Below are 23,486 nucleotides of genomic sequence, written 5' to 3' on the forward strand. Positions count from 1 at the left end.
CAAGCACGAGGCGTGCGAGGACCGCCGCCAGCGCCGAGCCCGACGGAGGGCTCCCCGTCAGAACAGCCGGTTGAGCCCGTTGAGCGCCGCCACCCGGTACGCCTCGGCCATGGTGGGGTAGTTGAACGTGGTGTTGATGAAGTAGTCGATGGAGTTGCCCGCCCCCTCCTGCGCCATGATGGCCTGGCCGATGTGGATGATCTCCGAGGCGTTGTCCCCGAAGCAGTGGAGGCCGAGGATCTCCCGCGTCTCCCGGTGGAAGAGCATCTTGAGCATCCCCACCGTGCGGCCCGTGATTTGAGCGCGCGCCAGGCTCTTGAAGAAGGCGTGGCCCACCTCATAGGGCACCCCATCCCGCGTGAGCTCCTGCTCGGTGCGCCCCAGGCTGCTGATCTCCGGGCTGGTGTAGATGCCCGTGGGGATGTCCTTCACCAGCTTGATCTCCAGCCGCCCCTCGACGATGTGCGTGGCGGCGAAACGCCCCTGGTCATACGAGGCGCTGGCCAACGAGGGATTTCCCACCACGTCCCCCACCGCGTACACGTGGGGCACGGCCGTCTGGTACGCGTCGTTCACCGGGATGTTGCCGCGCGAGTCCGTCTGGATGCCCAGCGCCTCGAGCCCCAGGTCCTGCGTGTTGCCCGTGCGCCCGTTGGCCCACAGGAAGATGTCCGCCTTCAGCCGCTTGCCGCTCTTGAGGTGCAGGACAATCCCATCGTCGCGCGTCTCCACCCGCTCCATCAGCTCCTGGTGGCGGATGAGCACGCCCTGCTCGCGCAGGTGGTAGGAGAGCGCGTCGGAAATCTCGTCGTCCAGGAAGGACAGCAGCCGCTCGCGCGTGTTGATGAGGTCCACCTTCACGCCCAGCATGCGGAACATGGAGGCGTACTCGCAGCCGATGACGCCCGCGCCGTAGATGATCATCGTCAGCGGCGTCTCGCCCAGCTTGAGGATGGTGTCCGAGTCGAAGATGCGTGGGTGGTTGAAGTCCAGCTCCGGCGGGCGGTAGGGGCGCGAGCCCGGGGCCACCACGAAGGACTTGGCGGACAGCAGCTCGCTGGCGCCCCGAGGCTCGCTGACCTCGACGGTGGAGGCATCCAGGAAGCGGGCCTGGCCCACCACCAGCTCCACCCGGTTGCGCTCGTAGAAGGTGGTGCGCAGCCGCACCTGGCGCGACACCACGGACGAGGCCGTCCGCATCATGTCCTTGAACTTCCAGCTCTTGGCCAGCTCGATGCGCAGGTCGGGATGGTCCACCTGCACGTCCACCAGGCGCTGGATGGCGTGACGCAGCGCCTTGGAGGGGATGGTGGCGGTGTGGGTACAGGCCCCGCCCACCAGGGGGAGCCGCTCCACCATGCATACCCGCTTGCCCGACTTGGCGGCCTTCATGGCGGCTCCCTCGCCGCCCGGTCCCGAGCCAATCACCACGATGTCGAATTGCCGCACGCTCATGGCCGGATATTTCTCCAGCCCGGCGGACTTGCGAAGAAAACACCTGGAGGAACGGGGGAAGGGCCCGTCTCCCTGGCTGGTGGCCAACAGGCGGGAGATCCTGCGCAGGATTCAGCGAACTGCTGGGGAGGATTTCACCTCCTTCCATTCCCGGTCAGAGCAGGCACCGGGCCCGCTCTCCGTCGCGCCACGACGGCGTAGTCTTTCCGGCCCATGCTCCGCCTCTTCATCATCACGCTCGTCACCGCCAGCCTGGGGCTGGCTTGTTCCTCCTCACGTGCCAACTCGGATGCGGCTCCGGCTCCGGCTCCGGCTCCGGCGGCGACGGCCAGGACCGAGGCCGGACAGGCAGCCCAGGGGGCATGCCTCGACCCAAGCGCCATGAGCAAGGAGCGCTACGAGGAAGTCCGTGCCCAGCTCCAGGCCAACGGCTACGAACGAGATGCGGCAGCGGAAAAAGCCATCTCCGGCCAGAGCGGGAAGACGGTCGAGTGTTACCGGCCGGGAGCCGCTCAAGCACCACCGCGATTGAGCTTCGAGGCGCCGGCTGGATGGACCCAGCCGGAGGTCGCGGGAGGGGCCAATGGTTGGATGAACCCAGGAGGTACCACCGCGCTCCAGTACTCGCTCACCGGTCCACTCGGGGAACTGTCGGAGAACTTCACGGATGCCGACCTGCTGCGCGTCATCGAGCGCTTCGCCGCGGCGGGGATGAACCTTCCTCCGCCGACCCGGACGGAGACGGGCCGCACGGAGTCGGGGCTGCGCTACGCCGGGGGCATGTTCACCCACCCACAGGCGGGAACGATGTGGCTCTGGGCGGTCACCTCCGGTCGTGGCCCCACCCTCTGGGTGACGTTGACGGGCAACTCGGGCCAGGAGGAGCTCGACGCCGCACATCGGTTCCTCTCCTCCCTGCGGCTGGACTGAAGGGGAGCTCCGAGAAGGAGGTCAGACGCCTCGGAGGGACGGACGTTGATGGGGCCCACTTGCCCTGGTAATCTGGGATTTCCCCGACAACCCCATCCCCCAGAGGTGCCCGTGCCCGCTTACGGACTCGAGAGCCGCTCCATCAACGTGGCGCGCAGGTGCCTGGAGTACAGCCGCTTCGCCTACAAGGCCTACGCCCAGAGCTGCCAGTTCCCGATGGATCCCTTCTACGAGTCCTGGGGCGCGGGCTTCAAGCTGAGCAGCACGGCGCGCGACCGGCTCATGGAGAACATCCACGACGAGCGCGAGACGCCCAAGCAGGATCGCAAGTTCGATCCGCTGATGTACCACCTGGATCGCACGCCCAACCCGCACCAGGGCGTGGTGTACCGGGGCGGCACCGACAGCAACTACATCCTCTTCCAGCCCCGGCCGCTGGACCTGAGCATCAATCGCGCGAAGGCCTTCGACCTGGAGGGGGACGCCGTCAATAACGGGCACACGCTGGCCGGTGCCACGGGCACGGTGCGCTGCGGCTACTTCCAGGGCCGCACCGGCATGACGGAGAACCACCCGACGGCCGGCTGGCCCAGCCTCCTGGGCGCGGTGCTCTTCGATCCCACCACGCGCTCGGCCACCATCGTCTTCCGCGGCAGCCGCAGCGGCGATGGCGCCCGCGCGATGCTCGGCGCCCAGTTCAAGAGCCGCGGCAGCCCGGACTGGGTCACCGACATGAACCACCTCAAGGGCACCCAGGTGGGCAAGTACGGCGGCTCGACGATGGCCTGCGGCTTCTACTTCGCCTACGAGAGCTGCGGCGACTCGCTCGAGGCCGCCTTCCGCTGGGCCGTGCAGGGCGTCAAGCCCCGCTCCATCTACGTCACCGGCCACAGCCTCGGCGGAGCCCTCGCGCAGTGCGCCTATCTGGATCTGACGTGCGGACCGCTCGGCGCGGTGCTGGGCGTGCAGGACGGCTCGGTGGCCAAGTACTGCTTCCCCCTCTCCGCGCCGCCCGTGTGCCACGGCCGCACGTCCCAGCACTGGCTGAGCCTTCACGCCGACGCGGCCAACATCCGCCACTACTACAACCCCAAGGACGTGGTGCACGCGTGTGACCTGGTGGTGCCCGGCATGCACTCCAAGGGCAACAGCGTCCTGGGCTCCGCCCACCCCAAGACGACGCCCTTGCACCTGGGCAGCCAGGTGGCGCTCGACTGTGACGCGGAGTTCCCCAACGCCCACGAGCCCGAGTACGTCTGGCGGGGCATGCACGGGGGCGACTCGGACTCGGGCTTCTGGCCCGTGTTCGGGATGAACGTGGTGGCGGATTCGTCCATCATCACCGGCCTGCGCGACCAGACCCTGATGCCGGCGCTCAAGGAGGCGCTCAAGCACAGCTGCTCGCTCATCTCCTGCGTCACCCGCGCCCAGGAGTGGGAGGCCGTCATCAAGAAGGAGGAGCGCCAGAAGGGCGCGGACCTGGACTTCCAGCGCTTCGCGCAGGCGCTCGACGCCATCAACAACACCCAGGTGATGCGCAGCCTGGCGGGCCAGCGCAACGTGCAGACGCTGCGCCGCGAACTCGTCACCAGCCACGGCAACCCCGGCAAGCACAGCGCCTCCTCGAGCGTCTCCTACACGTTGCTGCTCGGGCTGGCCGTGCGCCAGGTGGTCACCACCTAGCACCGCGGGAGCGGGGCCTCGCGGAGCTGTTGGTCTCCGCTTCCACCCATGGACAGGCAGGCTTCTCTTTCGAAGGCGCGGGAGCTGGTCGACTCGGGCGAGTACGGCGATGCCTATCGGCTGCTGCTGAAGGTGCTGACGCTCGACCCGGATGACGAGGAGGTACTCTGGCGGTTCGTCGACCTCTACGAGAAGCAGGGAGCCCCGGCTCCGGTGGCCCGCTACCGGGCGCGAATCGCCGAGCTGTATGCGAGCCGGGGACGCGTCGAGGACGCGCTGAAGCTCCTGCTCGAGACCTGCGAGCACCACCAGGACCCACCGCGCATCCGCAAGCGCATCGCTGAGCTCCAGGAGCGGACGGGGCAGTCCGACGAGGCCGTCCGCCAGCGCTGGCTGGCGGGCGAGGACGTCACGCTCGACGGCACGCCGACCCTCGAGATGCTCGAGCAGCGGGTCCGCGCTCGGGCCTTCGACGACCCGCTGCGGGTCCAGCTCGCCGAGGCGCTGCTCCAGGCCGGCAGGGTGCGCGACGCGGTGCCGCACTTCCGTCAGGCCGTCCAGACCTGGCTCTTCTCCGAGGACACGCGCACCTCGGACGAGCGCGTCGTGATGCCCGCGCCGGGATACACCCATCCGATTCTCAGGCTCACCCGGGCCAAGGTGCGCGAGGTGCGTGACACGTATCATCGGCTCACCGCGCAGGAGGTCGAGCGGGGACTGGCGCGGGCGCGCCGCAGGGTGCCGGTCTGGACAGGGGCCGGTGGCCCGCCCACGATGAAGTTCTTCTTCGACGTCGAGCGCGTGCTGGCGCACCTCTCGCGCGAGGTCCGCGACAACTTCGACACCTGGGCGCTCGCGCAACTGGATGCGCTGAAGCGCTCCGAGCTGCCCGATGGCGCCGAGGTCGAGCTGGGCCTGACCGAGGTGGGCGCCGCGGAGTACCTCTCCAAGACCGGCACCGGCCTCTACTGCCCCGAGTGCCAGACCCTCCACCACGGCGAGGTCCGCACCGTGACGTGGCGGCCGGACCTGCCTCCGGGCGCCATCACCGTCTTCAACGAGACCCACTCCGGTGAGTCGGGGCATTCCAACGTGTATTGCCCGGAGGGCTACCTCCTGCTTCGTGTCCGCCGCTGGATCTCCTGAGCCACGCCTGAGCCACGCCTGGGGAAGGCGTCAAAGAACTCGTGGGCGTGCGCGACTCCCAGGTGGAGCAGTCGGCCTGACGCTTCAGGGGCCGATGGAGGTGGGGGGCCGAATCACGGCACCCACGCCGACGTAGCACTTGCCCTGGTACTCGGCCACGCCTTCGGAGCAGGGCGGACGTCTGGCGACTTCCATCCAGCACCCACCGCGGATCTCCACTTCGTCACGCTTTGGATTGCACGGAGGCTTCTTCTGGCCCGCCACGGGTTTGTCGGGCATGGGGAAGCCCTCAATCCCAGTCATGGAGTCGCCGCTCGACCGGATGAGGACCAGGTTCTCCACCGTTGAGTGCATTTCCTGGGGGTGCACCGCCTGCGGGTGCACGGTGGCCCGTGGCCAGAGGACCACCGCGAGCGCGAGCAGCGCGGCCAGCCCCAGGGCGCCACCGGGCGAACCGAGCCGGCCCGCCGGACGCGGACGAGGCTCCTTCGCGCCTCCCGTCAGGTGGGCTCGCGCCTCCGGCCAGTTGTCGATGCGCACGAGGGCAGCGGCCCACCGCTCAATCATCCACGACAGCTGCCGCGGTTGCCCGTTCACGGGCGCGTGCTCCACCTCCAGCGCGAGATAGGGCGGTGAGACGTTGGCGGTGGCGCGCACCTGCCAGTCCTCTTCCGCGCGCAGGTCTCCTTTCGGGCCGGGCATGAGCACCAGGGCGGGGTTGCCCGTCTCGTTGTTGCGCGCCTCATACAGGCGCCCCAGTCCTCCGCCGATGGAGCGATAGCGCAGGGTGACGTGATACGGCCCCACCGAGCTGCTTCCGCTCAACGGGTTGTCTTCTTTTTTCATGCAGTCCTCCCGAGGCCGGGTTCCTAGCACGGCGGTGCGGCGGATGACCAGACAGGTCTCCATGACGCACCCCGGCCATACCACGTCCGCAGTAGGGTGGCGGGGTTGACGTACGCCGTGCTCGCGGCGATTCGCGCGGTCGCCGGACCCGCGGGAGCGCTCCTGCTCAACCAACCCGCTGGCTGAACTTCGGCCTCGCCTCCGAGTCCGCCCAGCGCCGGGGCATCGTAGGCAGCGTGCTGTTCCCGCTGGAGGCGGCGGGAATCGAACCCGCGCCGGGCAGTGCGAAACCCCCAGCAGAATCGCGCCCTTACCTCGCAACCGCCCGGAATGCTTGGGAGTCGATATCCCGCCGCGTCCCGCGTCATCCCGCCCTGTTCCAGCCCGTTCCGCAGGCTCCTGCGACATACGTGCAACATGCATGGTGGACGCGGTAAGTGCTGGGGCTCGTGGTGAGCGTCCAAGCTGGCCAAGTCGACGCGACGGGCCTCTCAGTAAGTGCTAGGGCCTCGTGGTGAGGAGTCGCTGAAGGAGACGACGCCTTGAGTGGACTGGGACGAGCTGCTCAGGAGGACGTTCGACTTTGAGGTGTTCGCCTGCGTGAGGTGTGGAGGCAGGCGGGTTATGGCGTACGTGACGGCACCCAGTGGGGTACGCGCCATTCTGGAGCACCTGGGACTGCCCACGTCGAGGACGAGCTTGGCTCCAGCACGGAGGCTCGCCCAGCGCACGTGGTGTTGAGCCCCAAGCCCTCACGCTGCCCCACAAGCCCACGCCCCTTGCCGCCTGGGGGGGAATGAAGGCCCGCCTCACGAGGGTCAGGCCAAAGAGGTGCAACGCCTTTACTTCCGGGGCAGAATCTTGATGGGTTGCGCGCTTCCGATGGCTCTGGGTCGGGGGCTGGGGGTACAAAGAAGGACGTCATGGCCACCGCGGACCAAGTCAAAGCGCTCATCCGGAGCCACGCCGATGGCGACGACACGCGCTTCTACGCGATCGCCATGCAGGTGGCGGCGCAAGCGGCGCGGAGCGGCCACGGTAAGTTCGCCCAGGAGCTGCGCGAGCTCGTCGATCAGGTGAAGGCGCGTGCGAAGGCCACGGAGCCGACCCGGGGGCCCAAGCCCGTCCCGCTGGCCCAGCCCCGAGGCGAGCTCGCGGGCCTGCTCTCCGTGGGCTACCCGAAGACGCGCGTGACCGACATGGCGCTCCCCGAGGTTCTCCGCGCGCGCCTCGACCGCGTGCTCACCGAGCAGCGTGAACGCGACCGTCTCCGCGAGCATGGGTTCTCGCCGATGCGGAAGCTCCTCCTCGTGGGTCCACCCGGAACCGGCAAGACGATGACCGCTGCAGCGCTCGCGGGCGAGCTGGGCCTGCCCCTCTTCAACATCCAGCTCGACGGGCTCATCACGAAGTACATGGGTGAAACCGCAGCCAAGCTGCGACTCGTGTTCGATGCAATCCAGTCCACGCGGGGCGTCTACCTCTTCGACGAGTTCGATGCGCTCGGCGGCGAGCGCGGCTCCAAGAACGACGTCGGCGAAATCCGCCGCGTGCTCAACTCGTTTCTGCAATTCCTCGAGCAAGACGAATCCGACAGCATCGTGCTCGGTGCGACGAACCACGTCGGCCTCCTCGACCGCGCGCTCTTCCGCCGCTTCGACGCCGTGCTCGAGTACTCGCTGCCCACCGAAGAGATCGCGACCCGCGTGATGCGCAGGCGGCTGGCGCTCCTCGACACGAGCAACATCGGGTGGCACGCGGCGGCGAAGGCGGCAGAAGGACTCAGCCACGCCGAGATCGCAATGGCCTGCGAACAGGCCGCGAAGAACGCCATCCTCGATCACACCACGACCGTGCGAGACGCCGAACTCGTGGCCGCGCTCGCGGAACGACGTAGTACGCACGCATAACGGGCGCCGGGGGACTGACGCGTGGCCGCTCCTCGCAATCGCAAGCACATCCTCGTCCCTGGCCCACCAACGGCTGAGGAGTACAAGCCGCACGGGCGGAAGATCGACGTCCCCAAGCCCGCGCCGCCGACGAGCCGCGCGAAGCACGGCAAGGCGCTGGAGCGCGCGCTCAAGGCGGCCGTCGTCGAGGCCAACAGGCGCCGCGACGAGGCTGGCATCGAGGTCCACGGAGCGGCGCCCGGGCTCTACGTGCAGTTCGAGAGCCAGCCCGGCGTGCCGCTCCAGGTGACGTCGTTCGAGGACTCGCGGCAAGGCATCGAGGTCGTCGCCGTCAGCTACTCGAAGACGGACGAGCCCGAGCCACGCCGCATCGAGCGCGCGACGGTGTTCGTGCCCGACGGGAAGGTGAAGCACTTCCTCAAGCGCTTCGAGAGCTACTCGAAGACGACGCCGAAGAAGGAACGCGAGCGCCGCTACGAGGACATGATCGATCCGGTCGCGACGCTTCGACTCGCGACGCTGCGCGGTCTGTGGACCGACACCACCGAGGCATACCCCGAGGAGAACGAGACGATCTGGTGGGAGGTCTGGCTTCGTCGCCAGGACGGCAACGAGCTCGAGCGCCTGATGGAGTTCGCGGCTGCGCAGGAGATCGACATCGTGCCGCGGCGTCTCATGTTCGACGATCGCATCGTCACCCTCGTGCGTAGCGCGCCCGCGCAGCTCGCCGCGTCGATCGATGTGCTCAACGACGTGGCCGAGGTCCGCAAGGCCAAGGAGACCAGCACGGTATTCGTCGACATGGGCCCCGAGGACCAGGGCGAGTGGGCGAAGGAGCTGCGCAATCGCGTCACGCCGCCATCAGCCGACGCGCCAGCGGTCTGCGTGCTCGACACCGGGGTCACGCGCGGGCACGCGCTGCTCGAAGCATCCCTCGATGCCGACGACTGCCACAGCTGCGACCCAGCGTGGGGCACGCATGACCACCTCGGACACGGCACCGGGATGGCCGGCCTCGCGCTCTACGGCGACCTCACGCCGATCCTCGCTGGCACACAGAACGTCGTGCTCCGGCACCGGCTCGAGTCGGTAAAGATCCTGCCGCCCGATGGGCACCCTGTGAACCCGCCCGACCTCTACGGTGCGGTCACGGCCGAAGCGGCGAGCCGCGCAGAGATCCAAGCCCCCGAGCGCCGTCGCACGTTCTCGATGTCCATCGCTGCGACCGACGAGCGCGATCGAGGCCAACCCACGTCGTGGTCCGCAGCGGTCGACGCCCTTGCCGCTGGCCGCTCGTTCGATCCGAGCACGCAGGGGCTCGAGTACCTCGACGAGGGCGAGGACTCCGCGCGACGCCTCTTCGTGCTCTGCGCCGGCAACGTTGCCGAGACCACGCTCTCCGTCGACCACCTCGATCGCAGCGACACCGATCCCATCCACGACCCCGGCCAGGCGTGGAACGCGCTCACGGTTGGCGCCGTGACCGAGAAGGCCGTCATCAACGACCCAAAGTGGGCGAGCTGGCAGCCCGTGGCGCGACCGGGGGAGCTGTCGCCGTGGAGCACCACCGGCGTGACCTTCGCGGACGCGTGGCCCATCAAGCCCGACGTCGTCTTCGAGGGCGGCAACGTCGTGAAGAACGCCAGGGGAGCGGTCGACTTCCCGTGCCCCGATCTCTCGCTGCTTTCGACCTATTTCGAGCCCAGCGACAAGTCCTTCGTTCTGAGCTGGGCGACCAGCGCGGCGACGGCGCAGGCCGCGCGCCTCGCTGCCCTCATCTCGGCCGAATACCCGACCTACTGGCCCGAGACGCTGCGCGCCCTCGTGGTGCACTCGGCGAAATGGTCGGCACAGATGCGGACCCATCTGCGCGGCGCGAGCGGCAAGCGCGCCCGCGCGAAGCTCGTCCAGCGCTATGGCTTCGGCGTGCCCAGCGCCGAGCGAGCCATGCGGAGCGCGAACGACGCGCTCACCCTCGTCGCGCAGAGCAGCATCCGCCCGTTCACCGAGGGGAAGATGCGCGAGCTGCACTTCTTCGACCTGCCCTGGCCGCGCGACGTGCTTGCGGAGCTCGGCGCGACGCCGGTGCGCCTGCGCATCACGCTCTCGTACTTCATCGAGCCGAACCCCGGCAGGCGTGGCTGGAAGAAGCGGCACCGCTACGCCTCGCACGGCCTTCGCTTCGACGTGAAGGGACCGACGGAGTCGAGCGAGGAGTTCCGCAAGCGCCTCAACAAAAAGGCACTCGAAGAGGACGAGGCCAAGCCCGCCACGGGCGGCGACTCGTCGGAGTGGTACCTCGGCGAGCAGGCACGCAACCGAGGCTCGCTCCACTCGGACATCCTCTCCTGCAACGCCGCGGACCTCGCCGAGCGCGGCGTCATCGCCGTGTACCCGGTGAGCGGTTGGTGGAAGGACCAGCCGAAGCGCGATCGCAGCGACCTGGGTGCGCGGTACGCCCTCGTCGTGTCCATCGAGACGCCGGGCGTCGAGACGGACATCTGGACACCGGTCGCCCAGCAGGTTGGGGTCCAGGTGGTGGTCGAGACGTAGGCAGCGGCGACCCCGGGATGTGGAGGCAGGCAGCGGGTTGTGGCGGACGTGACGGTACCCAATGGGGTAGGCGCCGTGGTAGAGCACCTGGGACTGCCCACGTCGAGGAGGAGCCTGGCTCCAACGCGCAGGCGCGCCCAGCGCGCGGGGTGTTGAGCCCCAAGTCCTCACGCTGCCCCACAAGCTCACGCCCCTTGCCGCCCCCTGCTGGGTGTGGGATTGCCCCGGTTACGTGGCTCTCCCGCACTTCATGTGGTTCTGCAGCGGCGAGCAGCCGAGCCTCAGTCGTGCAACCATCCTCATGCGGCCCGAGTTCACACAAACTGCGGAAGAGCCACAAAACCGGGGCAGGCTCATACCGCTGACGGTCATCAAGGATCTGATGGGGCACGCGACCATCGACATAACGGAGCGCTATGCCTACCTGAGCCCGGACACGCACAGAGAAGCGGTCGGGGTTCTCGACCGGCCCTCTGCGCCCGCGTGCGACATACGTGCAACACGGATGGAGGAAGCTGCTAACCACCCGTAAGCACGGCATAAAAAAGTGGAAGCGGCGGGAATCGAAGCCGCCGCCCCTTCCCCGCGCTCGTCAGTCCCGCTGGCGGTAGAGGCGCACCGGCGTCCCCGGGCCTCCGCTCACCGGCACATAGAGGAAGCCAAGTTCCCCATCGGTCACGGTGGCGGCCTCCCCGAGCCGCGTGTGCACCGAAGGCTGGCCGAAGCCGTTGCCCCCCAGGCCCGCGCAGCCCGTACTGGCCGCCAGACACCCGCCCCGGCCCGTGAAGTCCGAGCGGCTCGTGGGCACCTCCACCGCCGAGCGGTAGATGACGACTCCGTCCACCGCGTTGTCGAAGCCCACGTAGAGGGAGCCGCCGTTGGCGGCCAGCAGCGTCAGCCGCGTGTTGCGCGGGTTGTCGAACTGGCTGAGCTGCCCATCCCCCTGGCCGTTGGCGGCGATGAGCACCCAATCCCCCGCGTCGCAATCCTGCACGCTGGCCGGCGACGGACCGGAGACGCGCTCGGGGTCGCACCGCCACAACTGCGGGCCCGCGGTGGTGTTGCGTCCCAGGTACACGTGGCCGTTGAAGACGGCCATCCGCCAGGCCCGGTCGGACGGCTCGAGGTCCATCGCCTTGTCGGTGGTGAGGGACTGCTTCGCCTGGTACTCCGGCGCGCTCGGGGTGATGGACACCCAGTGCGTGGGCGAAGCTCTCGTAGTCCAGCGGCTGCTGCACGGTGGCGCGCACGAGGCCTCCGTTGTTGCCCAGGTAGAGCTTGCCGTTGAACTCGCCGACGAAGTCGATACCCACCGTGCGCGCGGGGTTGGCGGGAGTGCCCGCCGCGCCAATGCCCGGCATCCGGTGCGCCGCCAGGTTGCACACGTCATGCGACGAGGGCTTGCACGCCCCACCCGTGGTGCCGTTGCCCCGCGCATCCAGTCCCTCGGCCGTCTCCGCCGGAGCACGCAGCAGCGCGAGGAGCTCGGGCCGGCGCGTCCCCCCACTGACAGGGACACCCAGGTACGCCCGGCCCTCGTGGAAGCCCAGGGCGGAGAAGCTCCGCGCCGACGTCCCGTCCAGCGCCTGGCTCAGGTCCACGTACTTCATGCCCAGCGTCGCGTCGTCGTCCCGGGACATGTACACGTAGTCGAGCCCCCCCCCGCTCCGGGTGCCGGCGATCATCAACCACTCGGTGCCGCCGAAGGTGCCCGAGGCGAAGAGGGCGCGGCCGTCCTCGTTGTCCGGGCCGCACTCGTACGAGTTCTCCCGGCACCCGGCGAAGCCGATGGACGGGAAGGGCGCACCGGCGGTGTTGGCGCTGCGCGAGCCGGAACCCCGCTGGGTGTCCTTGCGGAAGTGGAAGGCCAGGTCATCGGGCCGGACGCCGTCCTGGTCCATGCCCACCGCGCGCGTGCCGCTGGCGTTGGGGCCCAGGTACATGCGGCCCCGGTACGCGACGGCCGACGTGGAGGCGACCCCGTCCGCGAACGGATCCACCTGCACCGGCCCGTCCTGCCAGGAGCTGCACGAGCGGGCCGAACCCGGTGAAGGTGACGCGGTCCAGCGGCGAGGCGCCCAGGCGCTCGCCCCACACGGATTGCAGCCCGTCGCCGTCCACCCCGTTGGCGGCGAGGACGGTGTATTGCCCGCCCCCCTGGAGGCGCTCGTGGGTGAGGATCACCTCGTTGTCACGCGGAGCGGAGAGCACCCGGGCGGAGAGCACGGCGCCCAACGCGGAGGACCCCGTCAGTTGGTAGCGCGGGGCACAGGTGGCGCGCGAGGAGCAGCCGGCGCTCCCCGGCACATCCGGCCCTGGCAGCATGGGACGGGAGAAGGTGAGCACGACGCGGTCGCGCCCCAGCGTGGTGGCACTCATGAGGCGCGGCGCGCCGCCCACCTCGAAGTCCGCGTGGCGCGGCGAGCCCACCTCGTTGGCCTTCCGGTCCACCACCCCGGACACATGCACGGTGTAGCGGCCGTTTCCCGGCGCGAAGGGAAGCTGGATGTCGACGGTGCTGGGATCCACCTCGGTGAGCTCGCTCCCCAGCCAGAAGGCATCCGAGGGCGTGCACTCGTGGGGCGTCTCATCCGTCAGCTCCACGCAGTAGTTGTCGGGATTGAGGATGCTGGTGGCCGAGCCATCCCGCAGCATGGGCTCGGAGAAACGCACGCGGAGCACCGTGCTCCCCGGCAGGAAGGCCATCTGCACCCGGGGCGCGAAGTCGTCCTCCACGCAGGCGCCCGCCCGGCACGCGAAGCCGGCCGCGCAGTGCGAATCCTCCCTGCACCGCGAGCACACGCTCTCGAGGCACAGGAGCGAGGACGCGCAGTCGGAGGCCTCTCCGCAGGTGTCTCCCTCGGCGCACGCGGGGCACCCGCCGCCGCAGTCCACGCCCGTCTCGGAGCCGTTCTTCATCCCATCCGTGCACGTGGGCGCCGCACACGCGCTCCCCGTGCAGCCCGGCGGTGCGGACTGGCAGACGCCGCCCCGGCACACGCCACCCGGACAGTCCACGTCGTCCTGGCAGGTGTCACCGCGGCTGCCGCACGGCTGGCAGCTCCCGCCGCAGTCCACGTCCAGCTCGTCCCCGTTGCGCAAGCCGTCCGCGCAGATTCCGGCGGAGCCACCGGGCAGGCTGTAGGTGACCGGTGGATCTCCACACCCGCCGCAACCCACCTGGACCAGAGCAACACCCCACACCCACACCACCACCAGCAAGCGACCGAGTCGCATGGCTCCTCCACCCCTTCCTTCCCCTACCCACGGAGGGAATTTCTCTTCATCCCCAAGCGCCCGCGCACGGGGGAAACACCCGCATCTGGTCAGCAGGAGAAAGAAGCGACTCCTCCGTTGTGCCCACCGGACAGTCCCCGGGTACTCCGTGTGGGCAACCGCGTTCCCACATCGTCCTTGCATCCGAGGCCGGCACCGGAACAAGACAGGACCCGGGCCCACCCCTTCGCCCGGGCCCGGGAGAGAGCCTCATGGCGGCGCGCTTCAAGAACCTGGATGGAAGCCTCCCCCACCCCCTCGGCAACGTCTTCAAGTGGGCCGTGGGCGACAAGCTGGCGGGCAAGCGCCGCAAGAGCCCGGACACCGCGCCCGTGCGCCGCGTGGAGCCGGACCTCGCCGCGCTGGCGACGCCTCCGGCCCCCGGCGAGGGCGCGCGCCTCACCTGGCTGGGCCATGCGAGCTGGCTGGTGCAGCTCGACGGCGTGTCGCTGCTCATCGACCCCGCGCTGCGCGACAGCATCACGGGATTCATCCGCCGCAACGTGGGCCCGGGCGTGCCCATGGAGAAGCTGCCGCCCATCACCGCCACGCTGGTGTCGCACAACCACTTCGATCACCTGGACATGCCCACCGTGCGCCAGGTGGGCGCGCCCGTCGTCAGCGGCCTGCGCATGGCGCGCTACTTCCGCCCCGGCTCGCCGCCCGTCACCGAGCTGGACTGGTGGGGCTCCACGAAGGTGGGACCGGTGACGGTGCACTTCGTCCCCGCCCAGCACTGGAGCCGCCGCGGCCTCAACGACGTCAACGAGACGCTCTGGGGCGGTTTCGTGGTGGAGGGCTCCAGCGCGTGCGTCTACCACTCGGGCGACACCGCGTACTTCGACGGCTTCAAGGAGATTGGCCGGCGCTTCCCCGGGCTGGACGCGGCCATGCTGCCCATTGGCGCGTATGACCCGGGCTGGTTCATGGAGAAGCAGCACATGAACCCCGAGCAGGCGGTGCAAGCCTATGAGGACCTCGGGGCCCGGCGCTTCCTCGCCATGCACTGGGGCACCTTCAAGCTCACCGATGAGCCCCTGGACGAGCCCCCCCAGCGCCTGGACGCCGAGTGGGGCCGCCGGAAGCTGCCCCGCGAGCCGCTTCATGTGCTCGCCGTGGGAGAGAGCCTCGGCGTGCGCCGTGGGTGAGACTCTCATTACACATCAAGGCGGTCATGCCATGGACATGGACAAGCTTTTTCTAGACGTACAAAGTCTTCTTGGACAGACCATCAACAACACGCCCTCCCCAGAAGAGAAGGAACTCTTCAGGATTGCCGCCGCGGCACTCATGTTCATTTCGGAGACCGGCAGAACCCACTCGTTCGAGGATTACCTCCAGCATGGCAAGGAGGACCCGCCCTACGCGGTGGCTTCATTCAAGACACGTGAGGAGGCGGACACCTGGCTCAAGAACCACCCCGAGCCACCTCATGGGACCCACGTGCTGGTCTCGGATGACTACCACCTCGTCGCGTACCACCGTGAGCGGGACATCCGCAGCCTGATCAAGCTCCCCGCCATCGAGTCCTATCTCGAGGATCTCGCGCGCCGTGGCCCAGTTGTGCCGGTGGCTTCCTTCAGCACACGCGAAGAGGCCGACGCCTGGCTCCAAAGCCAGCCCAAACCGCCACGAAATGCCTTCATCTCGATCGCGGGCAAGTACCACGTCGCGATCTACCACCGCCTCATCAACCACCGTGCGCTCTACCCCCTTCCCCCCGCAGGGGAACCGGAAGACGCATCCTGAGCCTCGCCGTGCGCCGCGCGGGATGACGCTCCAGGGTTGAGGCAGGGCGGGCGGTGTGCTGTGAGGGGGGTGCCATGCTCCTGTCCGTCCTCCTCGCCCTCGCCCTCCACCAGGCTCCCCTCACCACCGTCGCCGAGCAGAGCGGCTGGACCCGCACCGGCCGCTACGCGGAGGTGGAGTCCCTCTGCCGCGCCTTCCCCCAGCGCTACCCCGGCAAGGTGCGCTGTGACACCTTCGGCACCACCCCCGAGGGCCGCCCCATGCTCGCCCTCGTGGCCAGCGCGGATGGCACCCTCACCCCCGCCGCCACCGCCAAGAAGGGCCGTCCCGTCGTCCTCTTCCAGGGCGGCATCCACTCCGGGGAGATCGACGGCAAGGACGCCGGCTTCTGGCTGCTGCGCGACCTGCTCGATGGCAAGGCACTTCCGGGCGTGCTGAAGCAGGTGACGGCCGTCTTCGTCCCCGTCTTCAACGTGGATGGCCACGAGCGCTTCGGCCCCAACAACCGCCCCAACCAGGTGGGCCCCGAGGAAATGGGCTGGCGTGTCACCGGGCAGAACCTCAACCTCAACCGCGACTACGTGAAGGCCGACGCCCCGGAAATGGTGGCGCTGCTCAAGCTGCTGCACACCTGGAACCCGCTCTTCTACGTGGACCTGCACGTCACCGACGGCGCCAAATTCGAGCACGACGTGAGCGTGCAGCTGGAGCCGCAGAAGGTGGGCCCGGAGACGGTGCGCACCCTCGGCGCGAAGCTGCGCGAGGAGCTCTTCACCGAGTTGGAGGCCAAGGGCCACCTTCCCCTGCCCTTCTACCCCTCCTTCCGGGACAACGATGACCCCGCCTCGGGGGTGACCTACGGCGTGTCTCCCCCGCGCTTCAGCCACCAGTACTGGGCCGCCCACCGGCGCTACGGCGTGCTGGTGGAGACCCACTCCTGGAAGCCCTACGCCCACCGCGTGGCCACCACGCGCCACGTGCTGGAGGGCCTGCTGCGCCTCACCGCCCGGGATGGCCAGGCCCTCCTGTCCGCCGTGAAGGCCTCCGACACCGAGGCCACCTCCGGCAAGGTCCGCGAGGTGGTGCTCATCTGGGACAACACGGAGAAGCACCGCCCCTTCGCCTTCCGCGGCTACGCCTACGAGCGCACCCCCTCCGAGCTCACCACCCAGCCGTGGATCCGCTACGACGACACGAAGCCCCAGGTGTGGACCATTCCCTATTATGAGGAGCTCCGCCCCGTCCTCACCGCCGCGCTGCCCGCGGGCGGCTACCTCGTTCCCCCGGCGCATGCGAGCTGGGTGGCGGAGAAGCTCGCCACGCACGGCCTGCGCTTCCAGCGGCTCGGCAAGGAGCTCCCCTCCGCCCCGGTGGAGGTGTTCCGCGCCACCGAGACGAAGTTCCGCCCCGCCTCCGTCGAGGGCCGCCAGCTCCTGTCCGTGAAGGGCCAGTGGAAGAAGGAGCCGCAGGCGCTGCCCGCCGGGACGCTCTACGTGCCCGCCGCGCAGACGAACGTGCCCCTGCTGGCGCACCTGCTCGAGCCGCTCGGACCGGACTCGCTGCTCGCCTGGGGCTTCTTCAACAACCACTTCGAGCAGAAGGAGTACGTCGAGGACTACGTGCTGGAGCCCTTCGCGCGCGAGCTGCTCGCCAAGAATCCCGCCGTGAAGGCCGCCTGGGACGAGCAGTTGAAGGACCCGGAGTTCGCCCGGAATCCCCGCGCCCGCCTGCGCTTCTTCTACGAGCGCCACCCGGCCTACGACGCACGCTTCAACCTCTACCCCGTCTTCCGCACGGACTCGGCCCCCACGGGCCTCCAGCCGGTGCGCTGAGGGCCCTCCTCACTCCGCGTGGGTGGCAGGCCCTGGAGCCTGCCCGTTATGGTGGTGGGTCGCGCACCGGTCATGTGGTGAAATACGGCCCATGCCGGCTCCAGGAGGACGATGAGCAAAGAACGCCACCTGCTCGAGCAGGCCATGGCCCTGCTGGAGGCCCAGCGCCCCACCCTGGGCCACGAGGCCACCGAGGCCGCGCTCGCGGCCTTGCGCGCACGGCTCGCGGCGCTCGCCTCCCGCGTTCCCCTGGAGCGCCGGCACGTCACGGTCCTCTTCGGCGACCTCTGCGGCTTCACCTCCCTGAGCGAGCAGATGGACCCGGAGGACGTCAGCGAGCTGATGAACCAGCTCTGGGCGCGCGTGGACGCGGCCATCGTCCGGCACGGGGGCCGCATCGACAAACACATCGGCGATGCGGTGATGGCGCTCTGGGGCGCGGACGGCGCCCGCGAGGACGACGCGGAGCAGGCCCTCCACGCCGCCCTGGACATCCAGGCCCAGCTCGACTCCTTCCTGGCCGGCCCCCCCGAGGGCCTGCGCATGCGCATCGGCATCCACACCGGCCCCGTCCTCCTGGGCGTGGTGGGCATGCTCGGCGAGCTCACGGTGATGGGCGACACCGTCAACACGGCCAGCCGCCTGGAGCAGGCCGCTCCCGAGGGCGGCATCCTCATCTCCCACGGGACGTACCGCCAGGTGAGCGGGGCCTTCGAGACCGAGCCCCAGGCTCCCCTCCGGCTCAAGGGCAAGCAGGAGCCGCTCCAGGTGTACCGGGTGACGGCGGCCCGGCCGCGCACCTTCCAGCGCAAGGGGCGCGGGCTGGACGGCATCTGGGCCCGGCTGGTGGGGCGCGAGGAGGAGTTGGGCCTCCTGCGCTCCGCCCTCTCCACGGCGCTCTCCGGCGGCGGCTGCCAGCGCATCACCCTCACCGGCGAGGCGGGCATCGGCAAGTCCCGGCTGCTCGGCGAGTTCGAGACGTGGCTCGAGTCGCTGCCCTCGCCGCCCCGGTGTCTGCGCGGCCGCGGCAGCCCGGAGATGCGCAGGCATCCCAATGCCCTGCTGAGGGATTTGTTCTCCTTCCACCTCCAGGTCCAGGACAGTGACGTGCCCAGCGTGGTGCGCGCCCGGCTCGAGGAGAGCTTCTTCGAGGCCCTCGGCCCCGAGGCCTCCAGCCGCATCCGCGCCCACTTCGCCGGCTCGCTCATCGGCTTCGACTTCAACGACAGCCCCCACCTCAAGGGCAGTCCCATGGACGAGCAGGGCCTCCGGGCCCGCGGCCTCGCCGCCCTCAGCGAGTACTTCCGCGCCCTGCTCAGCCGCGAGCCCATGGTCCTCTTCCTCGAGGACATCCACTGGGCCGATGACAGCGCGTTGGATCTGCTCGAGCGCCTGCTCCAGACGCTCGCCCCGGAGAGGCTCCTCGTGCTGTGCACCGCGCGGCCCGAGTTCTTCGAGCGCCGGCCTCAATGGGCCACCGCCCCCCACCACGTCCGGCTCGAGCTGCGGCCCCTCTCCCAGGAGGACAGCCACCGGCTCGTGGAGGAGCTGCTGCGCAGGGTGGAGGCCATTCCCCCGGCCCTCCACGAGCTCGTGGTCTCCCGCGCCGAGGGCAACCCCTTCTACCTCGAGGAGCTCATCCAGATGCTGCTCGAGGAGGGCGTCATCCTCGCGGAGGGCGAGCGCTGGCGCGTCGAGCCACGCCGGCTCACCTCGCTCAAGGTGCCCTCCACGCTGAGCGGCGTCCTCCAGGCCCGCCTGGACAGCCTCCCCGCCCACGAGCGGGAAATCCTCCAGCGCGCCTCGGTGGTGGGCCGGCTCTTCTGGGACGAGGCCCTCGAGCGGATGGGGCAGGAGCAGGAGCCGCCCGTCCCCCTCCACGCGGCCCTGGCCGCCCTCCAGGAGCGCGAGCTGATCTTCGAGCAGTCCACTCCCGCCTTCGCCGGGACGCGCGAGTACATCTTCAAGCACGCCATCCTGCGCGAAGTGACGTACGACACGGTGCTCAAGCGCGAGCGGCGCGCCTTCCATGGACGCATCGCCGAGTGGCTGCTGGCCCGTGGAGGCGAGCGCTCCCGGGAGCACCTCGGGCTCATCGCCGATCACCTGGAGGCCTCCGGACAAGGCACCCGGGCCGCCGTCTACCTGCGGCGCGCGGGAGAAGAAGCCCTGTCCCTGTTCGCCAACGCCGAGGCGCGCTCGTTCCTGGACCGGGCCCTGGTGCTGACGTCCGAGGCGAACCTCGCCGAGCGCTACACCATCGTGGCCGCGCTCGAGAAGGTCCACGGTGTCATCGGCGAGCGGCGGGCGCAGCGGAGGGACCTGGAGCTGATGGAGGCGCTGGCCGAGCTGCTCGGCGACGAGCAGCGGCAGGTGGAGGTGGCCCTGCGCCGCGCCCTCTACGCCTCGGAGGTCGGCGAGTTCACCGAGGGCGTGGAGGCGGTGCGCAAGGCCATCCGCCTGTCCCAGCAGACAGGGGATGTGGCCAGCGAGGCGCTCGGCCACCTGCGCTGGGGACGGATGCTGCGCCACCACCAGGGTGACTTCGAGAACGCCCGGACCCATTTCGAGCGCAGCCTGGCGCTCGCCGAATCCGCGCGGCTCGAGCAGCTCGAGGTGGAGAGCATGCTCAACCTCAGCGCCGCCCTCCACGAGCTCGGAGACCTGGCGACGAGCCTCACCTACATCCTCCGGGTGCTCCCCTTCTGCCGCGCCATGGGCAACCGCTGGCTGGAGTTCTCCGCCCTCCGGTACCAGGCCTACGTGCGCAAGAGTCTGGGCGACTTCGCCGGCTCCCGGGCCGACTTCGAACAGACCCTCCAGTTCAGCCGGGACATCGGGTACCGGTTCTGGGAGTGCGTGGACCGCTGCAACCTGGCGCTCATCCACCACCAGCTGGGGGACGCGCCCGCCGCGCTCGAGCTCGCCGAGCAGGCGCTGCGCATCGGCCAGGAGGTCGGCAGCCCCCGCTACCAGGGCTATGCCTGGATGAGCCGGGGCCACGCGTTGCTCTCCCTGGCGCGCCTGCCCGAGGCCCGCGAGGCCTTCCAGCAGGCCCGGGCAATCCGGGTGGAGACGCGGATGCGGCACCTGGAGATGGAGGCCGTCGCGGGCCTGGCCGCCGTCGCACTGGCGGCCGGCGAGCGGCAGCAGGCCCGCGGGTACGCCGAGGAGCTCCTCACGCACCTGGAGCAGGGCGCGCTCCATGGCGTGGAGGATCCCTTCCGGGTATGGCTGACGTGCTTCCGCGTCCTCCGCGACCAGGAGGACGCCCGCGCGGCCCGCGTCCTGGAGACGGCCCACCGTCAACTCCAGGAGTGGGCGGGGAAGCTCCACGACGAGGGGTTGCGCCGCTCGTTCCTCGCCATCCCCGCGCACCGCGCGCTCCTGGAGGAGGCCGGCCGCCACGCCGAAAACCTCACGGCGTGGCCGGAGCCGCGCCCGGGAGGCTCCACGGGGTGACGGCGTTGTCCACCGGCGGCAGCGTCTTCAGGTAGTCGTAGATGGCGCCCACGTCCGCCTCCGTCATCCCCCCGTAGGACAGCCACGCCATCGCCGTGTTGAGCCGCCAGGGCACCTCGCGCCGGGCCTCGGGCAGCGCGTGACGCTTGAAGAGCCCGATGAAGACCTCCCGGCTGAGCCCTCCGATGCCCGTCTCATGCGGGGTGAGGTTCGCGCTGCGGACCGACACCTCATTGTCCAGCCAGAACTCCCGGCCTCCGGCGAACCGCTGCCCGGACAGCGGCCCCCGGTTGGGCGTGTGGCACTCCGCGCAGCCGCCCAGGGTGAGCAGATACCCGCCGTAGGCCACCGTGTCCGAGCGGGCCGGCGCGGTGACGGGCTGCTCCAGCGGCTCGGGCATGAAGCGCACGGCGACGTTGAGCGGGAAGTCGAACCGCGACGCCGTGAGCGAATTGCGGATGGGCGGGAGGGTCCGCAGGTACGCCACGATCGCCTCCACGTCCTCGTCCGACATCTCCCGGTAGAAGCCGTAGGGCATGATGGCCATCAGCGGCCGGCCATCCCGGCTCACCCCCTCGCGGATGGCGCGGATGATCTCCCCATCCGTCCACTGGCCGAGCCCCGTCTCAAGGTCGGACGTGAGGTTGGAGGCACAGAGGGCGCCGGGGAAGTCGTCCTCCGGCCCCATGCACATGCCACCGCCGCCCACGGTGCCGGGCTTCGGCGGCGTGCCGAAGAGGGACTTGTCCGCCTGCGAGTGGCAATGGAAGCAGGCGGCCACGTTCTCCGCGAGGTAGCGGCCCCGCACGAGCTTCTCGGGGGTGGCCTCCACCTTCCGGTCCGGGGCCGGACGCATCCGGGGCCGCAGCCCCCACGCGACCCCCGCCACCCCCAGCCCTCCCAGCAGCACCACGGCGAGCACCGCGACGAGTACCTTCTTCATCCCACGTCCTCTCATTTCCCGGGCACGCGCTGGCCGCGCACGTCGAGGACGAAGTAGAGCTCGTCCTTGTTCTTGAAGAGCCCACCCAGCGCCGAATAGGGCTCGAAGCCGAAGTCCGAGTGGCGGGTGGTCAGCACGCCCCGCGCCGCCACCTGCTTCTCGTCCACCGCCACCTCCAGGGGCAGCCGCACCTCCCGGGTGACGCCGCGCAGCTTCAGGTCGCCCGTCACCTCCACCACCGAGCGCCCGTCCATCCCCTTCTCGCCCGTGAGCACGCAGGAGCGCGAGGTGAACTCGAGCGTCTTGTGCTCCTCCAGGTTCAGCTGCTCCTTGGCCCTCAGGTGCTCGCGGATCTGCTCCCGGTCACTCCGGGAGACGCGCTCCTGGCCCGTGAGGTCGCGCATCTCGTCACGCTCGGGGTCGAGCCCCTCCACCTCCACCGTCACGGAGACAGCGCACCCGGACAGGTTGGACGGGTCGAAGGCGAGGGAGCCCCACCACTGCGTGGCGCGGACCACGTGGTCATGCCCGAGCGAGGCGCTGAAGAGCTGCACGAAGAGGTGGCTGTGCTCCAGGTTCGGATCGAACGTGTAGGTGCGCGAGAGGGGCGACAGGGACTCCACGCCGCCCAGGTCCGGGAAGTCGTCCCGGGCGGGGAAGGTGACGCGCTCGCGATCCTCGGTGGGGGTGGTGCCGCAAGCGGACAGGGAGGCCGCGCCAAGCAGCGTCGTGGCCAGGACGAGGGGAAATCGGCTCTGCATCGATGAACTCCGGAACAGGGGAGGGGCAGGCGCCCGGCAGAGGACTCTAGCAGCCCGGCACGTGACTTTCCGGTCGGCTATGGTCGCCCCCGCACCCGCCATGCCAGGACAGGGGAGGAAGACATGGGACACGAAGCGGAGCCGACGGTGCCCAACACGGGCCGGATGTTCGACTACTGGCTCGGAGGCAGCCACCACTACCCGGTAGACGTGGCGGCGGCGAAGGCCTTTGAAGCCGTCTTCAAGGACTTCCGGCCGGTGTTCCGCGCGCTGCGCGGCTTCATCGGGCGGGCCTCGCGCTACATCCAGGCCCAGGGCGTGGACCAGTTCCTCGTCCTGGGCTCCGGCCTGCCCACCCAGGGCAACGTCCACGAGACGGTCCCCGGGGCGCGCGTGGTGTACACGGACATCGACGACTCCAATGTCGCGCTGGGCCAGCGCATCCTCGCGGGCGTGCCGGGCACGGCCTACCTCCGGTGCGACGCCACGGACCTGTCGACGCTCGACCTCGGCGCCGTGAGGCAGGTGCTCGGCCCCCTGCGCCGGCTCGGCATCATCGTCGTGGGCGTCGAGGCCTTCATGACGGACGAGCAGATCCGCGCCTCGTTCCAGCAGCTCTACGACCTGGCGCCGCCGGGGAGCTACCTCGCCTTCGACTGCGACAGCCCCAAGGCCCTGGAGCATCCCGAGCTGGTGAAGATGATGGGGCCCGCCTTCCACATGCGTACCCCGGCGCAGCTCGAGGCGGTGCTCGGGCCGTGGCGGCTCACCGAGGACGGCATCCAGCCGGTCGCCGTCTGGCGCAACCCGGAGCCCCCCGCCGACATGCCCCCGTACATGAATGGGGGCGTGGCGGCGAAGCCCTGAAACACCAGGGCCGGAGACCGCTGGGACTCAGCGGCTTCCGGCCCGGGTACGGCGGCCCCGGCGGGTCAGGAAC

At 69.7% G+C, this 23,486-nt stretch carries 16 protein-coding genes; 10 read left to right on the forward strand and 6 right to left on the reverse strand.

Annotated features, from left to right (window positions below; genetic code table 11):
• Positions 1-57: 57 nt before the first annotated feature.
• Positions 58-1,455 (reverse strand): Si-specific NAD(P)(+) transhydrogenase, encoded by a 1,398-nt coding sequence (gene sthA, locus ACN28I_RS22995; RefSeq protein WP_420944101.1) that lies wholly within the window; start codon positions 1,453-1,455, stop codon positions 58-60.
• A 213-nt stretch (positions 1,456-1,668) separates the two neighbouring features.
• Between sthA and ACN28I_RS23000 the strand changes: the two genes are divergently transcribed.
• The 3 genes from ACN28I_RS23000 (at position 1,669) to ACN28I_RS23010 (ending at position 5,214) form a co-directional block, all read left to right on the forward strand.
• Complete coding sequence (locus ACN28I_RS23000; RefSeq protein ID WP_420944102.1) at positions 1,669-2,385, forward strand: hypothetical protein; 717 nt, start codon at positions 1,669-1,671, stop codon at positions 2,383-2,385.
• A gap of 111 nt (positions 2,386-2,496) precedes the next feature.
• Positions 2,497-4,068 (forward strand): lipase family protein, encoded by a 1,572-nt coding sequence (locus ACN28I_RS23005; RefSeq protein ID WP_420944103.1) that lies wholly within the window; start codon positions 2,497-2,499, stop codon positions 4,066-4,068.
• A 48-nt stretch (positions 4,069-4,116) separates the two neighbouring features.
• Positions 4,117-5,214, forward strand: coding sequence for a tetratricopeptide repeat protein (locus tag ACN28I_RS23010; protein ID WP_420944104.1), 1,098 nt, complete (start codon positions 4,117-4,119; stop codon positions 5,212-5,214).
• An 84-nt stretch (positions 5,215-5,298) separates the two neighbouring features.
• Here ACN28I_RS23010 and ACN28I_RS23015 read toward each other — a convergent pair whose 3' ends face one another.
• Positions 5,299-6,060: a hypothetical protein gene (locus ACN28I_RS23015; RefSeq protein ID WP_420944105.1), complete on the reverse strand. Its 762-nt coding sequence runs from the start codon at positions 6,058-6,060 to the stop codon at positions 5,299-5,301.
• 923 nt (positions 6,061-6,983) lie between these two features.
• Here ACN28I_RS23015 and ACN28I_RS23020 point away from each other — a divergent pair.
• Positions 6,984-7,970 (forward strand): AAA family ATPase, encoded by a 987-nt coding sequence (locus ACN28I_RS23020; RefSeq protein ID WP_420944106.1) that lies wholly within the window; start codon positions 6,984-6,986, stop codon positions 7,968-7,970.
• Positions 7,971-7,991: 21 nt separating this feature from the next.
• On the forward strand, positions 7,992-10,523 hold the full coding sequence (locus ACN28I_RS23025) for a S8 family peptidase (RefSeq protein ID WP_420944107.1): 2,532 nt from the start codon (positions 7,992-7,994) through the stop codon (positions 10,521-10,523).
• A 592-nt stretch (positions 10,524-11,115) separates the two neighbouring features.
• Here the strand turns inward: ACN28I_RS23025 and ACN28I_RS23030 are convergent.
• The gene (locus ACN28I_RS23030; protein WP_420944108.1) at positions 11,116-11,718 is read right to left on the reverse strand and encodes a hypothetical protein; all 603 of its coding nucleotides are present in this window, start codon (positions 11,716-11,718) and stop codon (positions 11,116-11,118) included.
• 677 nt (positions 11,719-12,395) lie between these two features.
• Positions 12,396-13,760 carry a hypothetical protein gene (locus tag ACN28I_RS23035; protein ID WP_420944109.1) on the reverse strand — a complete coding sequence of 455 codons (1,365 nt, stop codon included), beginning with the start codon at positions 13,758-13,760 and terminating at the stop codon, positions 12,396-12,398.
• A gap of 251 nt (positions 13,761-14,011) precedes the next feature.
• Here ACN28I_RS23035 and ACN28I_RS23040 point away from each other — a divergent pair, with 251 nt between their 5' ends.
• The 4 genes from ACN28I_RS23040 (at position 14,012) to ACN28I_RS23055 (ending at position 20,842) form a co-directional block, all read left to right on the forward strand.
• On the forward strand, positions 14,012-14,947 hold the full coding sequence (locus ACN28I_RS23040) for an MBL fold metallo-hydrolase (RefSeq protein ID WP_420944110.1): 936 nt from the start codon (positions 14,012-14,014) through the stop codon (positions 14,945-14,947).
• A gap of 31 nt (positions 14,948-14,978) precedes the next feature.
• A complete protein-coding gene (locus ACN28I_RS23045) occupies positions 14,979-15,548 on the forward strand; it encodes a head protein (protein WP_420944111.1) in 570 nt (189 codons plus the stop codon).
• A 74-nt stretch (positions 15,549-15,622) separates the two neighbouring features.
• Positions 15,623-17,380, forward strand: a complete 1,758-nt coding sequence (locus ACN28I_RS23050; RefSeq protein ID WP_420944112.1) for a M14 family metallopeptidase — start codon at positions 15,623-15,625, stop codon at positions 17,378-17,380.
• Positions 17,381-17,491: 111 nt separating this feature from the next.
• On the forward strand, positions 17,492-20,842 hold the full coding sequence (locus ACN28I_RS23055) for an ATP-binding protein (protein WP_420944113.1): 3,351 nt from the start codon (positions 17,492-17,494) through the stop codon (positions 20,840-20,842).
• On the opposite strand, the gene ACN28I_RS23060 is transcribed toward ACN28I_RS23055, so the two are convergent.
• Positions 20,799-21,785: a c-type cytochrome gene (locus ACN28I_RS23060; protein ID WP_420944114.1), complete on the reverse strand. Its 987-nt coding sequence runs from the start codon at positions 21,783-21,785 to the stop codon at positions 20,799-20,801. The genes ACN28I_RS23055 and ACN28I_RS23060 overlap by 44 nt on opposite strands.
• 11 nt (positions 21,786-21,796) lie before the next feature.
• Positions 21,797-22,546, reverse strand: coding sequence for a YceI family protein (locus ACN28I_RS23065; protein ID WP_420944115.1), 750 nt, complete (start codon positions 22,544-22,546; stop codon positions 21,797-21,799).
• A gap of 123 nt (positions 22,547-22,669) precedes the next feature.
• On the opposite strand from ACN28I_RS23065, the gene ACN28I_RS23070 reads away from it, so the two are divergent.
• Positions 22,670-23,413, forward strand: coding sequence for an SAM-dependent methyltransferase (locus ACN28I_RS23070; RefSeq protein ID WP_420944116.1), 744 nt, complete (start codon positions 22,670-22,672; stop codon positions 23,411-23,413).
• The last annotated feature ends 73 nt before the right edge of the window (positions 23,414-23,486 follow it).

Origin of the sequence: Archangium gephyra (assembly GCF_049060025.1) — a bacterium.
Lineage (GTDB): Bacteria > Myxococcota > Myxococcia > Myxococcales > Myxococcaceae > Archangium > Archangium gephyra_A.

Bases quoted from the DNA above. Each gene is read 5' to 3' on its own strand.
- ACN28I_RS23045 (WP_420944111.1), top strand. From the start codon at position 14,979: ATGGACATGGACAAGCTTTTTCTAGACGTACAAAGTCTTCTTGGACAG.
- ACN28I_RS23070 (WP_420944116.1), top strand. From the start codon at position 22,670: ATGGGACACGAAGCGGAGCCGACGGTGCCCAACACGGGCCGGATGTTC.
- ACN28I_RS23065 (WP_420944115.1), bottom strand. From the start codon at position 22,546: ATGCAGAGCCGATTTCCCCTCGTCCTGGCCACGACGCTGCTTGGCGCG.
- ACN28I_RS23055 (WP_420944113.1), top strand. From the start codon at position 17,492: ATGAGCAAAGAACGCCACCTGCTCGAGCAGGCCATGGCCCTGCTGGAG.
- ACN28I_RS23050 (WP_420944112.1), top strand. From the start codon at position 15,623: ATGCTCCTGTCCGTCCTCCTCGCCCTCGCCCTCCACCAGGCTCCCCTC.
- ACN28I_RS23010 (WP_420944104.1), top strand. From the start codon at position 4,117: ATGGACAGGCAGGCTTCTCTTTCGAAGGCGCGGGAGCTGGTCGACTCG.
- ACN28I_RS23015 (WP_420944105.1), bottom strand. From the start codon at position 6,060: ATGAAAAAAGAAGACAACCCGTTGAGCGGAAGCAGCTCGGTGGGGCCG.
- sthA (WP_420944101.1), bottom strand. From the start codon at position 1,455: ATGAGCGTGCGGCAATTCGACATCGTGGTGATTGGCTCGGGACCGGGC.
- ACN28I_RS23020 (WP_420944106.1), top strand. From the start codon at position 6,984: ATGGCCACCGCGGACCAAGTCAAAGCGCTCATCCGGAGCCACGCCGAT.
- ACN28I_RS23060 (WP_420944114.1), bottom strand. From the start codon at position 21,785: ATGAAGAAGGTACTCGTCGCGGTGCTCGCCGTGGTGCTGCTGGGAGGG.
- ACN28I_RS23000 (WP_420944102.1), top strand. From the start codon at position 1,669: ATGCTCCGCCTCTTCATCATCACGCTCGTCACCGCCAGCCTGGGGCTG.
- ACN28I_RS23040 (WP_420944110.1), top strand. From the start codon at position 14,012: ATGGCGGCGCGCTTCAAGAACCTGGATGGAAGCCTCCCCCACCCCCTC.
- ACN28I_RS23035 (WP_420944109.1), bottom strand. From the start codon at position 13,760: ATGCGACTCGGTCGCTTGCTGGTGGTGGTGTGGGTGTGGGGTGTTGCT.